Origin of the sequence: Mesorhizobium sp. KACC 23794, assembly GCF_052180275.1 — a bacterium.
Classification (GTDB): domain Bacteria; phylum Pseudomonadota; class Alphaproteobacteria; order Rhizobiales; family Rhizobiaceae; genus Kumtagia.
The window spans coordinates 4181861-4196351 of sequence record NZ_CP197465.1 but is presented as its reverse complement, the minus strand read 5'-3'; the positions used below and the strand labels follow the sequence as shown (position 1 = coordinate 4196351).

Sequence of the window (14491 nt, the reverse complement as noted above, 5' to 3'; positions counted from 1 at the left end):
CCGACGGACGCGACCGCGTGTCGCGTGAAGCCGGCTTGCATCAACCGGGCTGCTGGTCCACTCCTCGCGCCAAAATCGATGCCGGACCTTCCGCCGATGACCGCTGCCACAGACATGACTTCCCCGCTTGCCGGCCGCGACCGGCTGCTGCGCAACCGTGCGCTGGTGCGCGGCTGGCTCTATGTGGCGCTGGTGGTGATCTTCGCGGTCGTCGTCGTCGGGGGCGCGACAAGGCTCACCGAGTCCGGGCTGTCGATCACCGAATGGAAGCCGATCCACGGCATCATCCCGCCGCTCAGCGACGCCGAGTGGCAGGAGGAGTTTCTAAAATATCAGCAGATCCCGCAGTTCAAGGAACTGAACGCTGACATGGATCTGGCCGGGTTCAAGCGCATCTTCTGGTGGGAATGGGCGCACCGGCTGCTGGCACGCTGGGCCGGCGTGATCTTTTTCGCGCTGCCCTTCGCCTTCTTCTGGGCGACGCGCCGGCTGGAACGCGGGCTGGCGCCGAAGCTGGCGGGCATTTTTCTCCTCGGCGGTCTGCAAGGCGTCATCGGCTGGCTGATGGTTGCTTCCGGGCTCTCCGGTCGCACCAGCGTCAACCCGGCCTGGCTCGCCGTGCACCTGACCGTCGCCTCGATCATCTTCGCCGCGACCATGCTCGTCGCCCGCGGGCTGGCGCCGCATTCGGCAGCGCCAGCCGATCGCTCGACCCAGCGTTTTGCCGGCATCTTGATCCTACTGATCTTGTTCCAGATCTTTCTCGGCGGGCTGGTCGCCGGGCTGGATGCGGGGTTGAGCTACAACACCTGGCCGCTTATGGATGGCAGCATCATCCCGGGCGACCTGTTCATCATCGAGCCGGTCTGGCGCAATCTGGTCGAGAATCCGAAGACGGTACAGTTCGTGCATCGGCTCGGCGCCTATATCGTGCTGGCCGCCGCCCTTTGGCACATGATCGCCACCCGCCGCGCCCAGCCCAGGACGACGCATGCCCGCCGCGCGCTCATCCTGTTCCATCTGCTGTTGCTGCAGGCGGCGGTGGGCGTCGCCACCTTGCTGACGCAGGTGAATCTACACGCCGCGCTGACGCACCAGGGCCTGGCGCTGGTGGTGCTTGGTTTTGCCGTGGCGCATTGGCGCGGGACGAAGGGGGCGTATCCGCTGCCAGAGGAAGTTGCCAGAACTTGAGCTTCTGGAACTGCGTGTGAACACTGGTGTCGGCCCATTCGCCACGCTCTTGGCCACCCACGTCCTGCCAAGCTGGAACACCCCTCATCCGACCTCGCTTCGCGAGGCCACCTTCTCCCACAAGGGGAGAAGGTCGGAGCTTGGCATTTCCGCTTCTGCAAATCGTCAACGTTGGCGATCTGCGGAGCCGTCTGCGCGAAACTCCACCTTCTCCCCTTGTGGGAGAAGGTGGCCTCGCGAAGCGAGGTCGGATGAGGGGTGTTCCAGCTTGGCGAGACCGATGAAGTTCACAACCCCGCCGCGACCTGCCTGATCGCCCGCGCCACAGAAAGCTCCCGCTCCTCGTCGACCGCATTGTCGTCGCCGGCATGCCAGGCCGCCGACAGGCAGCCATAAGCGAAGGCGTGGTCGAGGATTCGCCGTTCGTCCTGCCGGAGCGTTCTCGCAAAGATGCCGGCCATGAAGGCGATACGGTTCTCGTCGAGGCAGAGGTCGTCGCGGTCGAGCGGGTTGTAGAAAAGATTGGCGGCGTCGAAGCCGGGGTCGCCGAGCACCCCCTTGGGATCGATCGCCAGCCAGCCGCGCGACGACAGCAGGACGTTGTCGTGGTGCAGGTCGCCATGCAGCGGGCGCACGTCCTTCGGGTCGGCGAGCAGGTTTTCAGCGATTTCGGCGGCTTCGACATAGAGACTATCGGCGTCGGCGGAGCGGACCGCCTTCGCCTTGTCGAACAGCGCGGCGAAACGGTCGCGCAGGGGCTGGAGCTCGGGCGGGACAGGACGATTCAACGGCGCGTGAAGTCTTGCCATCAATTCGGCGGCGACTTCGGTGGCTGCATTGTCCCCGGATTCGCCGATCTCAGCGGAAAGATGCCGTTCGCCGGCATATTCGATCAGCATCTGCGGGCCTTCGAAGCCGAACAGCCTCACCGCGCCGTGCCCATCGCACCATTTCAGCAGATGCGCGCCGCGCAATTCGTCCTCGACATCGTCGAAGGGTTTGAGCGCCTTGACGATCGCGGTCGTGCCGTCCTCGCGAATCACTTTCCAGATGCGGCTGGAAAAGGTTTCGGCGATGAGGATCGGATCGAACACAGCCCAGTGGGCGGGAAAATCCAGCTTCACGCCCCGATCATCAGATCCAGATTCTGCACCGCCGCCCCCGACGCGCCCTTGCCGAGATTATCGTAGACGGCGAGCAGCACCGCCTGTGCCTTCGCGTCATTGGCGAAGACGTAGAGCTTCATCGTGTTGGTGTCGTTGTAGCGCTCCGGGTTTATCTCCGGCAGGCGCTCGATGGCGGCGAAGGGCGCGACTTCGACGTCGCCGCCGGATAGGCTCGCATAGTGGTCGGCAATGGCCGCATGCAGTTCCGCGCCCTTCGGCACACGATCGAGTGTGCCGAGTTGCAGCGGGACGATTGTAATCATGCCTTGCGCGAAATTGCCGACCACCGGCTGCATCAGCGGATCGCGCGAAAGCCCTGCATATTTGCGGAGTTCCGGCACGTGCTTGTGCTGGAAGGTGAGGCCATAGGGGAAGAACTCCGAGGCGTCCTCGCCCTGCTTCTCATAATCCTCGATCATCGTGCGGCCGCCGCCGGAATAACCGGAAATGCCGTTCATCGAGACCGGAAAATCGGCGGGCAGCAGCCCGGCCCTGACCAGCGGGCGCAGCGTGGCGATCGGTCCCTGCGGCCAACAACCGGGGTTGGCGATGCGCTTGCCGGTGGCGATGGCTTTTGCCTGGTCCTTGTCCATCTCGGCGAAACCGTAGGTCCAGCCGTCGGCGACGCGGTGCGCGGTGGAGGCATCGATGACGCGGGTGGTGTCGTTCTCAATCAGCGACACGCTCTCCTTCGCCGCGTCGTCGGGCAGGCAGAGGATGGCGACGTCGGCGGCATTTAAAAACTCGGCGCGTGCGGAAATATCCTTGCGGCGCTCGACGGGGACCGAGATGACTTCGAGATCGCCGCGGCCGGCAAGCCGCGCACGGATCTGCAGGCCAGTGGTGCCATGTTCACCGTCGATGAAGATTTTCGGTTTCATTTCAAGCGGTTCCGCTTAATTCCTGAAGTTCTGCCCGATGTCGGATACCAGGCCGGAATAGGTTGGGATGCGATATGCGCTAGATTCCGTGACCCTGGTGCACGCCGTTGTTGTTGTTCATGTCGGCCAGCCTTGCCTTACGCTCGGCGAGCAGGCCGAGATAAAGCTGCGCGACGGTCGATCCGGCGATGGCCGTTATATCGGCATGGTCGTAGGCTGGCGCAACCTCGACCACGTCGGCGCCGGCGATGTCGAGCTGGCCCAGCTGGCGCAGCACCGAGAACATCTTTGCGGAGGAGGGGCCGCCGGCCACCGGCGTGCCGGTTCCCGGGGCGAAGGCCGGGTCGAGGCAGTCGATGTCGAAGGTGAGGTAGGTCTTGTGGCCGCCGGTGCGCTCGACGATCGCATAGGCGATGTCGGAGGCGCGCATCTCTTCGACCTCGTGGCCGTAGAGGATCTTCACGCCGAAGTCGTCCGGCGCATGGGTGCGGATGCCGATCTGGATCGAGCGGTCGGGGTCGATGATGCCGGCGCGCACGGCGCGCGCCACGAAGGAGCCGTGGTCGATGCGCTTGTCCTCGTCGAACCACGTGTCCTGGTGGGCGTCGAACTGCACCAGCGCCAGCGGCCCGTGGATTGCGGCATGCGCCTTGAGCAGCGGCCAGGTGACGTAATGGTCGCCGCCCAGTGACAGCAGGAACGCGCCGGACTTCAGGATTTTCGCGGCTTCGCGCTCGATGGTCGCCGGGGTTTTCTGGTGGTTGCCATAGTCCAGCCGGCAGTCGCCGTAGTCGATCACCGCCAGGTGCTCGAACAGGTCGCGGTGGAACGGATATTGCGGGTCGTTGTCCATGATCGCCGAGGCGCGGCGGATCGCCTGCGGCCCGAAGCGGGCGCCCGGCCGGTTGCTGACGGCGGCGTCGAACGGGATGCCCCAGACGACGGCGTCGGAGTTGGCGAGGTTCTTGGTATAGCGCCGTCGCATGAAAGAGAGCGCGCCGGCATAGGTCGGGTCGGTGGCCCGGCCGGTGTTGGAGCGGGCGGTGAAGGCGTGATCGATCCCGGATCCCGTCATGCTTTCCAATCTCCGTCGTGTTTCGCGCGGCAAGGTATTGGCGGAATAGGACGGCGGTGCAACCGAAAAATTCCCGCGCCGCGTCGGCGATATTGCGCCGGCTGCATTCACCGGCCTGTCACGGCGGGCCGCTATCTGGCCGAAACCCGAATGAACCGGGAGCGAGTCGGATGCGCCGCCCTTTCATCGCCCTGCTGGGCCTCGGCCTGCTGGTCACCTTGCCGATGCCGGCCTTCGCCCAGGACGGGCGGGTGCAGCAAATCATCGAGCGCTACGAAAATGCCAACCGCTGGCGCGATCATGTGATGATCGTCGCGCATCGCGGCGGCTGGAAGGAGAACGGCGTCATCCGCTGGGCCGAGAATTCGCGCGCCGGGGTGCGCCATTCGATCGGGCTCGGCGTCGAGGTCGTCGAACTCGACGTGCGCGCCGCCAGGGACGGTGAGTATGTGGTGATGCACGACAGCTGGCTCGACCGCACCACCGACTGCAAGGGCGAGGTGGCCGAGCGCACGTTGGACGAACTCCGGACCTGCCACCTCGTCGTGGAAGGCAGCGGTGAGGTGACCGACGAGACGGTGCCGACGCTGGCCGAGATGCTGGAGGTCGCCAAAGGGCAGGTGCTGGTCAACATCGACAACAAGCTCGGCCCCGACCACGTTGCCGGCATGGTGGCGGTGGCGCGCCGGCTGGGCATGGAAGGCGAGATCATCCTCAAGGAGAACATTTTTTCCGCCGAGCGGCTGGCTGCGGTGAAGCAGGCCGTGGCGGATGCGGGGCCAAAATTCCGGTTCATGCCGATCATCGCCGACGACGCGGTCGAGGATCCGCGCTTCGTCGAGACGGTGACGCGGGCGTTTTCGGCTGACATGGTCGAGATGGTCGCCTGGCGCGGCGAGCGAAAACTGCTGCCGGACGATGGCGGTGCGCTGTTTGCGGCGCGGATGCGCGCCGTGGCCGTCCGCGGCGACTGGCATCTGTGGGTCAACACCTATCCGATCGTCGACCGGCCGAGCGGTTTTACGGGGCGAGGGCGCGGCGACGAGCTTGCCGTGCAGGCCGGGTTTCCGGAGGAGGTCTATGGATTCTGGGCGGAGCGTGGCGCGACCGTCATCCAGACCGACGAGCCGAGGGCGGCCATCGAATGGCTGGAGCGGAACGGGTTGCGCCGGCCGTACGGGCTGACGAACTGAGGCAGGTTTTTACTCCGACAGGGCCGTGCCGTCACGTTTCGCGGCACGCCGCCTGACCTTCGCGCCCACCTTTCAGGTGGATGCAGGCTGCCTGGCCAGCTGGCTGCCGAGATTGGCAAAGAACTGGGTGGCGAGCTTGCGGGCGGTGGAATCGATCAGCCGGCTGCCGAGCTGGGCGATCTTGCCACCGACATCGGCCTTGACCTGATAGGAGAGCAAGGTGACGCCCGGCCCGTCCTCGGCGAGCGACACATCGGCGCCGCCCTTGGCGAAGCCGGCGATGCCGCCCTTGCCCTCGCCGGAAATCGTGTAGGAGCGGGGCGGATTGAGGTTGCTGAGTTCGACGGCGCCTTCGAACCGTGCCTTGATCGGGCCGATCCTCAGAACGACGGTGGCGGCCATGTCGGTGTCGGACGTCTTTTCCAGCGTTTCGCAGCCTGGAATGCAGGCGCGCAACGAATCAGGGTCGTTCAGCGCCCGCCACACGGTTTCGATCGGCGCCTCGATGCGCTCCTGTCCGGTCATGTCCATCGATCACTCTTTCCCTGCTGCTGTCTGGTTTTCGGAAGGAAGCCTTTGGCCGGCGCGGCGGCGCTGCGTGATCTCCGCCAGGATCGACAAGGCGATTTCCTCCGGCGTGATGGCGCCGATGTCGAGGCCGGCCGGCGCCTTGACGGTGTCGATCAATGTTTCCGCAAAGCCTTCCGCCATCATCTTCTGGCGCAGCGATGCCATCTTGCGGCGGCTGCCGACGAAGCCGTGATAGCCGGCGTCGATGCCGAGGGCCGCCTTCAGCGCCGCCTCGTCGCCCTTGCCCTGCGTGGAGACGACGACGAAACGCCGTGCGTCGCGTGGCGGCTCGACTGCAAAACCGTCGACCAGCAGGTCGACGTCGGGTGCCGCCGTCAGATCCGCTAGGGGCGATGCCAGCACGATTTGGTAGCCGAGCGGCCTTGCCTGCTCGACCAGCGCCAGCGCCACCGGGCTGGAGCCGAGCACGATGAGCGCCGGGCGCGGCAGCACCGGCTCGACGAAAATGTCCATCGTGCCTTTCGACGGACACATGTTCCTGGCGAATTTTATGCCGTCGCGGTCGTCGCCGGCGTGCACCCCGAGTTCCTCGAGCAGATCGTCGGGCTGGATCGAGATCAACCGCGCCCTGCCGTCGGCAAGCGCCTCGCGCGCTGCCTTGAGGGTGGCGCCGCGCGCGCAGCCGCCGCCGATCCAGCCGGCCTCGACGCGGCCGTCCGGCCGGATGATCGCCTTGGCGCCGGCCTTGGCCGCGGTCACCGATACCGTGCGCACCACGGTCGCCAGAACAAAGGGTTCCTCCGCCGCCTTGAGACGCGACATCAGATCGAGCACATCGACATGGGCGTTCATGGTCGCCTCCGTCACAGTTTCGCCAGATAGGGTTCGAGCGCGGCTAGGCTGTTCAGCGTATGGGCCGGCGCAAGGAGGTCGACATGCGGCAGCGCCGCCCGCATGCCGGCGGCTTCCGGCGCATAGCCGTCCCAGCCCATCATCGGGTTCAGCCAGACGATGCGGCGGCAGCGGCGGCGGAGCTGCCGCATCTCGCGGCCGAGCAATGCCGCGTCGCCGGTCTCGTAGCCGTCGGAAAAAATCATGACGCATGTGCGCGAATGGATGACGCGCGCCGCATGCCAGCGGTTGAAGGTGGCGAGGCTCTCGCCGATCCTCGTGCCGCCGCCGGCGCCCTGGGCAAGGATGGCGAGGCGGTCGAGGGCTCGTGCGGCGTCCTTCTCCTTCATGGCGTCGGAGACATGGGCGAGGCGGGTGTGGAAGAGGAAGGCTTCAGCCTCGCGGAACTCGTCCAGGACTCCATGGATGAAGCGCAGGAACGTGCCGGTATACATGCTCATCGAGCCCGAGGCGTCGAGCAGGACGACCAGGCGCAAGGGCCTGTGCTTGCGCAGCCGTTTCACGAGGGTGATCGGCACGCCGCCGTGAGTGATGTTCCGATGAATGGTGCGCCTGAGGTCGAGCCGGTAGCCGCGGCGGCGTGCCAGGTCGCGCCGCGTCAGCCGCGTGCGCATGGCGCGGGCGAGGCGGGCCGCGACGGCATGGGCCTCGGCGATTTCGGCCGGGTCGGACAGCTTGCGGAAATCCGTTTCGGCCAGGTTTTCCGCGCGCGAGGCGCCTTCGGCGCGGCCCTCGCCGGAACGGTGTTCGTTTTCCGAACCATCGCCGGAAGGTGCCTGGTCCTGCGCTTCACCGCCGCCACGCGCGCCGGGATCCCGCAGGTTCTTGATTGCGGGGTTGTTGCTGTTTGCCGGCGTTCCCGAGCCGGCGACCCGCGAGCGGGCGCGCTTCTTCATCCAGAAGGCGTCGAAGATGCCGTCGAACTTTTCCCAGTCCGCCTTGCGCGCCGAGAACAGGTGCTTGAAGGCCGACCGCAGCAGTCCCGGACTGTCGCCATAGCCGGCGGCGAGCAGGGCCGCGGCGTCCTGCCCCTCGCGCATGCCGACCGCGAACGCGGCGTCGCGCAGGGTTCGCAGGAAGGCGGCGAGTTTTTCCGAAAGCAGGCGCGACACGTCGTCCAGTTCGTCGGCGGTGGGGGGAAGGCCGCAGCAGCTCATGCCACTCTCCCCAGCAGCCGTTGCGTCACCTCGCGGGTCATGCGCGCGCCATCCTCCCGCGTCTTCAACAGGCACATGAGCGTCTCATGCATAAGCTCCGGCCGGTCGTGCAGGTCCGTGACGTCGAGACCGACGAGGGCCGCCGCCCAGTCGAGCGTCTCGGCGACGCCGGGCACCTTGCGCAGATCCTCCTTGCGGATTGCCTCGACCATGCGCGCGATCTGCAGGGACAGCGCCGCGCCGGCCTGCGGAATGCGCGCCATGACGATACGCGCCTCGCGATCGACACTGGGGTAGTCGACATAATGATAGAGGCAGCGGCGGCGCAACGCGTCGGAAAGCTCGCGGGTGCCGTTGGATGTCAGCACCACATGCGGGACGGCGATGGCCGCCACGGTGCCGAATTCGGGGATCGTCACCTGCCAGTCGGACAGGAGCTCGAGCAGAAAGGCCTCGAACTCCTCGTCGGCGCGGTCGATCTCGTCGATCAGCAGCACGGGCGGCTTTTCACGGCGGATCGCGGCGAGCAGCGGCCGTTCCAGCAGGTATTTTTCGGAGAAGACCTGGTCCTCGACATGATCGGGATCGCCGCCGCGATGCGCCTCTATGGCCAACAACTGGCGCTGGTAATTCCATTCATAGAGGGCGGAGGACTGGTCCAGGCCCTCGTAACATTGCAGGCGGATCAGTTCGGTGGCGTGTATGTGGGCCAGCGCCTTCGCTACCTCGGTCTTGCCGACGCCCGCCTCGCCTTCGAGCAGCAACGGGCGTTTCAGCAACTGCATGATGGCGATGGCAGTCGCCAGCTCCGGATCGGCGATGTAGCCGGCCTCGGCGAGACGGGAGGCGATGTCGTCGCGGGAGAGGGGCGTGGTCATCGCAAGGCCGAGGAAACTCGCCCCTGCCGACGCTGCCCCTCACCGTTGCCCCCACCGCGTGTAACGGCCCTTGACTTCGACCGTCTGCGCCGCCCGTCCTTCGGACCCGCCTGCCGGCACCTTCTCGCCGTGACGGACGGGGAGAAGGGACAAGCAGCGACCTTGCGGCCAGCCGACTTCTCCCCGTTGTCTACGGGAAGAAGGTGCCGGCAGGCGGAAGAGAGGGAAAGCCTGCGCATCGGAAAATCTACGCCACCGCCCCGAGCGCCTTCGCCGCCTTCCAGTTGCGCCAGAAATCGTGCGGCATCTGGATGTGGGTGGAGCCGAGGAAGGAGAAGGCGTCGTTGACGGCGTTGGAGAAGGCCGGCACGCCGCCGACATTCGGGCTTTCGCCGACGCCCTTGGCGCCGATCGGGTGATGCGGCGACGGCGTGACGGTGTAATCGGTCTCCCAATGCGGCGTCTCGACGGCGGTCGGGATGAAGAAATCCATGAAGGACCCGGTCATCACATTGCCGGTCTCGTCGTAACGGATCTCCTGGCCCATCGCGATGGCGAAAGCCTCCGTCAGCCCGCCATGCACCTGGCCTTCGATGATCATCGGGTTGATGCGCGTGCCGCAATCGTCGAGCGCATAGAAACGACGTACCTTGTAGACGCCGGTATCGACGTCGATATCCATGACGCAGAGATAGGCGCCGAACGGATAGGTCATGTTCGGCGGATCATAGTAGCTCACCGCCTCCAGTCCCGGTTCCATGCCGGGGGGAGGGGAGTTGTAGGCGATCCAGCAGATGTCCTTCATGCCGAGGAATTTTTCCGGCAGGCCCTTCACCTTGAAACCGTCTATGTCCCATTCGAGGTCATCCTCGTGGACTTCGAGCCTGTAGGCGGCGATCATCTGCGCCTTGGCTTTTATCTTCCGCGCCGCCATGGCGATGGCCGCTCCGGCGACGGGCGTCGAGCGCGAGCCGTAGGTGCCGAGCCCGTAGGGCGCCGTGTCGGTGTTGCCTTCCTCGACCATGATGTCATCGGCCGGGATGCCGATCTCGGTGGCTATGATTTGCGCCCAGGTGGTCTCATGGCCTTGGCCCTGGCTCTTGGTGCCGACGCGGGCGATGCCGGCGCCGGTCGGATGCAGGCGGATCTCGCAGCTGTCGAACATGGCGATGCCGAGGATATCGCAGTTCTTCGACGGGCCTGCGCCGACGATCTCGGTGAAGAAGGAGACCCCCAGGCCCATGATCTCGCGTGTCTCGCCACGCCTGAAGGCCTCGCGTTTCGCCGCCTGTTCCCTGCGCAGCGCGGCATAGTCCGTCTTCTGCATCATCTGTTTCATGGCGGTGTGGTAGTCGCCGGAATCGTATTCCCAGCCGAGCGCCGAATGGTATGGGAACTGCTCGGGCTTGATGAAATTCCTAAGCCGCAGTTCGGCCGGGTCCATGCCGAGCTTCTGCGCCAGGATGTCCATGGCGCGCTCGATGCAGTAGGCGGCTTCCGTTACCCGGAACGAACAGCGGTAGGCGACGCCGCCCGGCGCCTTGTTGGTGTAGATACCGTCGACGGCGAGGTGCGCGACCGGGAAGTCGTAGGAACCCGTCACGATGTTGAAGAAGCCGGCCGGCCATTTCGACGGGTCGGCGCAGGCGTCGAAAGCGCCATGGTCGGCTAGCACATGCACGCGCAGGCCGGTGACCTTGCCCTCCTTCGTCGCGGCAATTTCCGTCGTCATGTGGTAGTCGCGGGCGAAGGAAGTGGCGGTGAGGTTCTCGATGCGGTCCTCGACCCACTTGACCGGCTTGCCGGTGACGATGGAAGCCACCGCCGCGCAGATGTAACCGGGATAGGCGCCGACCTTGTTGCCGAAGCCGCCGCCGATGTCCGGCGCGATGACGTGGATCTTGTGCTCGGGGATCTTCGCGATAAGCGCCACCACGGTGCGGATGACGTGCGGGGCCTGGAAGGTGCCGTAGATGGTGAGTTCGCCCTTCACCTTGTCGAAGGAGCAGAGGCACTGGCAGGTTTCAAGTGGCGACGGGTGGGTGCGGTGATAGGAGATCATCTCCTTGATCGTCACCTCCGCCTTGCGGAAGGCGGCATCCGTCAGGTCCTTGTCGCCGACCGTCCATTCGAAAATGTGGTTGTGGTGCCGCCTCGGCCCGTGCGCGCCGACCGTCTTGCCCGCCAGATCCTCCCGCAGCACCGGCGCATCCGGATCGAGCGCGTGGAACGGGTCGATCAGCGGCGGCAGCGGCTCGTATTCGACCTCGACGGCGTTGATGCCGTCGTCCGCGGCATAGCGGTCGGTGGCGACGACGAAAGCGACTTCCTGGTTCTGGAACAACACTTTTCCGTCGGCCAGCACCATCTGCACGTCGCCGGCAAGCGTTGGCATCCAGGCGAGGTTGACGGTCTTCAGGGTCTCGGCGGTGATGACGGCCAGCACACCCGGCACTTTCAGCGCCTTCTCGGTATTGATCGAGACGACACGCGCATGGGCATGCGGCGAGCGCACGAAATCGCCGTGCAGCATGCCGGGCAGCTTCACGTCGTCGACATAGGTGCCGCGCCCCTGGGTAAAGCGGATGTCCTCGACGCGCTTGCGCTTGCAGCCCATGCCTTCGAGTTTTGCCTCGCGCTGTTCGCGCGTAACGGTCATGTCGTTCATTCCGCGGCCTCCTTGAATTCCGTGCCGTTGATCGTGGCGGCTGCGTACTGGATCGCCCTGACGATGTTCTGGTAGCCGGTGCAGCGGCAGAGATTGCCGGCGATGCCGAAGCGGATCTCCTCCTCGGTCGGGTTCGGGTTCTCCTTGAGGAGCCGGTGGGCGCGCACGATCATGCCGGGCGTGCAGAAGCCGCATTGCAGGCCGTGCATCTGCCGAAAACCTTCCTGCAGCGCGGAAAGCGTGCCGTCGGCATTGGCGATGCCCTCGACCGTGGTGATCTCCGAGCCGTCGGCCTGTATGGCGAAGACAGTGCAACTCTTCACCGACATGCCGTCGAGATCGATGGTGCAGGCGCCGCAATGCGTCGTCTCGCAGCCGATATGGGTGCCGGTGAGTTGGAGGTTCTCGCGGATGAAATGCACCAGCAAGGTGCGTGGCTCGACGAGTCCGTCGACCTCGACGCCGTTCACCTTCATGCTGACCTGGGTCTTCTTTGCCTGGGTTGCCATATGGTCTCCTCCCCTCAGGCGGCCAGCGACGCGGCGCGTTGGAGCGCCCGCATCACCATGATCCCGCCGACATGCTTTCGATATTCGACCGGGCCCCTGCCATCGCCGGCCGGCTCCATGATCGCGCGGGCGGCGTCCGCAGCCTTTTGCAGCGTTGCCGCGTCGAGGCTGGTGCCGATCACCGTAGCGGCCGCGTCCTCGGCCAGCAGTGGCGTCTCCGACAGGTTGGTGAGCCCGATGGAGCAGGTCGCGACCCGGCCGCCGGACATGGTGAGCACGACGGCCGCGGCGGCGGTGGCATAGTCGCCGATCTTGCGCTTCAGTTTCTCGTAGGCGTAGCCGTGCCCGGCGGGAGGTACGGGGACCGACACTTCGGTGAGGATCTCGCCCGGTTCGAGCGCGGTGAAATAGGCGCCCTGGTAGAAGTCGCGTGCCGCCACCGTGCGGCTGCCGTCCGGGCCCTCCAGGCGGTAATCGGCCCCGAGCGTCAGCATCAGCGCCGGCATGTCGTTGCCGGGATCGCCATTGGCGACGTTGCCGCCGAGCGTGCCCCGGTAGCGCACCTGCGGGTCGGCGATCAGCAGCGCCGTCTCCTGGAGGATCGGCAAGGAGGATGCAATCACTTCGGAGGCGAGGAGGTCGTGCTGGGTCGCCATGGCGCCGATGACGACGCGGTCGCCTCCGGTGCCTGCGTCACGGCCGATGCTCTTCAGTCCGCCGATGCCGTGCAGGTCGACGAGATGGTCGGGCGTGGCGAGCCTGAGCTTCATCATCGGGATGAGGCTGTGGCCGCCGGCAAGCGGCCGCGCCTCGTCGCCGAGATCGGCGAGCAGCTTGATCGCATCGGCGACGGACGCCGGCCGGTGATAGGTGAAAGGTCCCGGTATCATGTTTCCTCCGCTTGTCCCTCTCGGTGCCGATATCGGCTGCGAGGCCGATGGGGGACATTTGCCGGAGAGGGTGTTCCGGGCGGATGGAGGGCGCAAGACAGGCAGCGCGGCGGCGTCACGAAGAGCCGGAAACTGCACCAGTTGCGGGGTTTCCTGCACGAATTGCGACAGGCGCAGTGACCTATCTGGCGAGCGCCTGGGATTGCGGGCCACGGCGATGGAGACCGAGGCGCGCCTTGAGTTCGGCGATCCTGGCGCGGCTCACCGGAACCAGATGCGGTGCCGGCCCGTCCAGTTCGACCACCGCGCCGTCGCCCTCCTTGCGGATCAGCGCGACGTGCGGGATCGAGACGATGTGGCTGCGATGGACCCGCACGAAGATCGCCGGATCAAGCTGTGCCTCCGCCTGCGAGATCGACCACGGGCACATGCGCTCGCGGCTGCCATCATGGATCAGTGTGTAATGCGCGTCGGCCTTCACGCTGCGTATGTCGGCGGCATCGACGAACTGTGTTCCGTCGGCCACCTCGATCGGCAGCCGGGCGGCGATCACCTGTTTCGGCTGGCCGAGGCCGCCCAGCGGCAAAGGCCACCGGTCTTCCGGGACGGCCGGTTCCGCGCGCGCAGGGGAGACGGCGCGCCCTCCATCGATGCCGTCGCCGAAAGCGCTGCCCGGAGCCAGGTCGACGCTTTGCAGCGCGGCGCGCGGGCGTGGCTCGGGGACCAGGAACAGCAGGAACCCGGCGACGATGAAGAAACAAAGGAGGGCGACGATGAGCGCAAGCCCCTGGGCGGATGCCACAAAGCCGGCGGCCATGTGCCCGTGGCCTTCGCCTGCCACGAACCGCATGCCGGCCATCGCGGTATAGTGCATGCCCGAGACGGCGATGCCGAATGCGGCGGCGCTCAGCGCCAGCCGCGTCCCGCCTTGCCGCGCCAGGAAAACGCGCAGGCCGCCATAGCCGGCGCCGACCGCGATCAGCACGGCGAGCACGATCATCGGAAAATTGTGCTCGATGTGGAAATTCCCGGAAAGGCCGTGGACGCCCACATAGTGCATGGAAACGATGCCGGCGCCGAGCAGCAGGGCTGAGGCGGCGATGCGAATGCCGGAGGGCTCGCCGATCGAGACGAAGAACAGCGACACGCCCACCACCAGGGCGCAGATCAGGAATGAGACGACCGTGGGCAGCACCAGATAGACGGCGTCGGGCGGGATCGGCGCGGCCAGCATGCCGACGAAATGCATGGTCCAGATGCCGATCGCCAGAAAACACGCGGCGCCGGCAAGCAGCATGCGCCGGCTCTCGCCGGGCGCACCACGCAGCCGGGCCGCAAGCCCGAAACCTGTATACCCTCCCAGGCTCGCGATCACCACCGAAAGCGCAACCAGGTAGGGATTGTGCCCTACGAACATGCCGGTACCTGCGCGCGAGACAT

Annotated in this window: 13 protein-coding genes; 2 read left to right on the top strand and 11 right to left on the bottom strand. The window is 66.0% G+C overall.

Translation table 11 applies throughout. The features are described 5' to 3' along the window. The first annotated feature begins 96 nt into the window (after positions 1-96). On the top strand, positions 97-1191 hold the full coding sequence (locus ACSBOB_RS20640) for a COX15/CtaA family protein (RefSeq protein ID WP_442577955.1): 1095 nt from the start codon (positions 97-99) through the stop codon (positions 1189-1191). Positions 1192-1478: 287 nt separating this feature from the next. Here the strand turns inward: ACSBOB_RS20640 and ACSBOB_RS20635 are convergent, their stop codons facing one another. The 3 genes from ACSBOB_RS20635 to speB all read right to left on the bottom strand — a co-directional run bounded on the left by ACSBOB_RS20635 (position 1479) and on the right by speB (position 4313). Then, positions 1479-2315 carry an aminoglycoside phosphotransferase family protein gene (locus tag ACSBOB_RS20635; RefSeq protein ID WP_442577954.1) on the bottom strand — a complete coding sequence of 279 codons (837 nt, stop codon included), beginning with the start codon at positions 2313-2315 and terminating at the stop codon, positions 1479-1481. Continuing rightward, entirely contained in the window at positions 2312-3238 is a 927-nt protein-coding gene (gene argC, locus ACSBOB_RS20630) for an N-acetyl-gamma-glutamyl-phosphate reductase (protein ID WP_442577953.1), read from the bottom strand. The genes ACSBOB_RS20635 and argC overlap by 4 nt, the downstream gene beginning before the upstream one ends. A 79-nt stretch (positions 3239-3317) precedes the next feature. Next, positions 3318-4313 (bottom strand): agmatinase, encoded by a 996-nt coding sequence (speB, locus tag ACSBOB_RS20625; protein ID WP_442577952.1) that lies wholly within the window; start codon positions 4311-4313, stop codon positions 3318-3320. Between the two features lie 170 nt (positions 4314-4483). Here speB and ACSBOB_RS20620 point away from each other — a divergent pair, with 170 nt between their 5' ends. Beyond that, complete coding sequence (locus ACSBOB_RS20620) at positions 4484-5506, top strand: glycerophosphodiester phosphodiesterase family protein (protein ID WP_442577951.1); 1023 nt, start codon at positions 4484-4486, stop codon at positions 5504-5506. A 72-nt stretch (positions 5507-5578) separates the two neighbouring features. Here the strand turns inward: ACSBOB_RS20620 and ACSBOB_RS20615 are convergent, their stop codons facing one another. The 8 genes from ACSBOB_RS20615 to ACSBOB_RS20580 all read right to left on the bottom strand — a co-directional run bounded on the left by ACSBOB_RS20615 (position 5579) and on the right by ACSBOB_RS20580 (position 14468). After that, on the bottom strand, positions 5579-6037 hold the full coding sequence (locus ACSBOB_RS20615) for an SRPBCC family protein (RefSeq protein ID WP_442577950.1): 459 nt from the start codon (positions 6035-6037) through the stop codon (positions 5579-5581). 3 nt (positions 6038-6040) lie between these two features. Then, a complete protein-coding gene (locus ACSBOB_RS20610; protein ID WP_442577949.1) occupies positions 6041-6889 on the bottom strand; it encodes an XdhC family protein in 849 nt (282 codons plus the stop codon). An 11-nt stretch (positions 6890-6900) separates the two neighbouring features. Continuing rightward, the gene (locus tag ACSBOB_RS20605; protein ID WP_442577948.1) at positions 6901-8106 is read right to left on the bottom strand and encodes a vWA domain-containing protein; all 1206 of its coding nucleotides are present in this window, start codon (positions 8104-8106) and stop codon (positions 6901-6903) included. Further along, complete coding sequence (locus ACSBOB_RS20600) at positions 8103-8984, bottom strand: AAA family ATPase (protein WP_442577947.1); 882 nt, start codon at positions 8982-8984, stop codon at positions 8103-8105. Before ACSBOB_RS20600 ends, ACSBOB_RS20605 begins: the two co-directional genes overlap by 4 nt. 247 nt (positions 8985-9231) lie before the next feature. Then, a complete protein-coding gene (locus ACSBOB_RS20595; protein ID WP_442577946.1) occupies positions 9232-11652 on the bottom strand; it encodes an aerobic carbon-monoxide dehydrogenase large subunit in 2421 nt (806 codons plus the stop codon). Continuing rightward, positions 11649-12161 carry a (2Fe-2S)-binding protein gene (locus ACSBOB_RS20590; protein ID WP_442577945.1) on the bottom strand — a complete coding sequence of 171 codons (513 nt, stop codon included), beginning with the start codon at positions 12159-12161 and terminating at the stop codon, positions 11649-11651. Before ACSBOB_RS20590 ends, ACSBOB_RS20595 begins: the two co-directional genes overlap by 4 nt. A 14-nt stretch (positions 12162-12175) precedes the next feature. Then, the gene (locus tag ACSBOB_RS20585) at positions 12176-13051 is read right to left on the bottom strand and encodes an FAD binding domain-containing protein (protein WP_442577944.1); all 876 of its coding nucleotides are present in this window, start codon (positions 13049-13051) and stop codon (positions 12176-12178) included. 181 nt (positions 13052-13232) lie between these two features. Then, positions 13233-14468 (bottom strand): MHYT domain-containing protein, encoded by a 1236-nt coding sequence (locus ACSBOB_RS20580; protein WP_442583781.1) that lies wholly within the window; start codon positions 14466-14468, stop codon positions 13233-13235. Positions 14469-14491 lie beyond the last annotated feature (23 nt).

Bases quoted from the DNA above. Each gene is read 5' to 3' on its own strand.
- ACSBOB_RS20640 (WP_442577955.1), top strand. From the start codon at position 97: ATGACCGCTGCCACAGACATGACTTCCCCGCTTGCCGGCCGCGACCGG.
- argC (WP_442577953.1), bottom strand. From the start codon at position 3,238: ATGAAACCGAAAATCTTCATCGACGGTGAACATGGCACCACTGGCCTG.
- speB (WP_442577952.1), bottom strand. From the start codon at position 4,313: ATGACGGGATCCGGGATCGATCACGCCTTCACCGCCCGCTCCAACACC.
- ACSBOB_RS20620 (WP_442577951.1), top strand. From the start codon at position 4,484: ATGCGCCGCCCTTTCATCGCCCTGCTGGGCCTCGGCCTGCTGGTCACC.
- ACSBOB_RS20615 (WP_442577950.1), bottom strand. From the start codon at position 6,037: ATGGACATGACCGGACAGGAGCGCATCGAGGCGCCGATCGAAACCGTG.
- ACSBOB_RS20610 (WP_442577949.1), bottom strand. From the start codon at position 6,889: ATGAACGCCCATGTCGATGTGCTCGATCTGATGTCGCGTCTCAAGGCG.
- ACSBOB_RS20605 (WP_442577948.1), bottom strand. From the start codon at position 8,106: ATGAGCTGCTGCGGCCTTCCCCCCACCGCCGACGAACTGGACGACGTG.
- ACSBOB_RS20600 (WP_442577947.1), bottom strand. From the start codon at position 8,984: ATGACCACGCCCCTCTCCCGCGACGACATCGCCTCCCGTCTCGCCGAG.
- ACSBOB_RS20595 (WP_442577946.1), bottom strand. From the start codon at position 11,652: ATGAACGACATGACCGTTACGCGCGAACAGCGCGAGGCAAAACTCGAA.
- ACSBOB_RS20590 (WP_442577945.1), bottom strand. From the start codon at position 12,161: ATGGCAACCCAGGCAAAGAAGACCCAGGTCAGCATGAAGGTGAACGGC.
- ACSBOB_RS20585 (WP_442577944.1), bottom strand. From the start codon at position 13,051: ATGATACCGGGACCTTTCACCTATCACCGGCCGGCGTCCGTCGCCGAT.
- ACSBOB_RS20580 (WP_442583781.1), bottom strand. From the start codon at position 14,468: ATGTTCGTAGGGCACAATCCCTACCTGGTTGCGCTTTCGGTGGTGATC.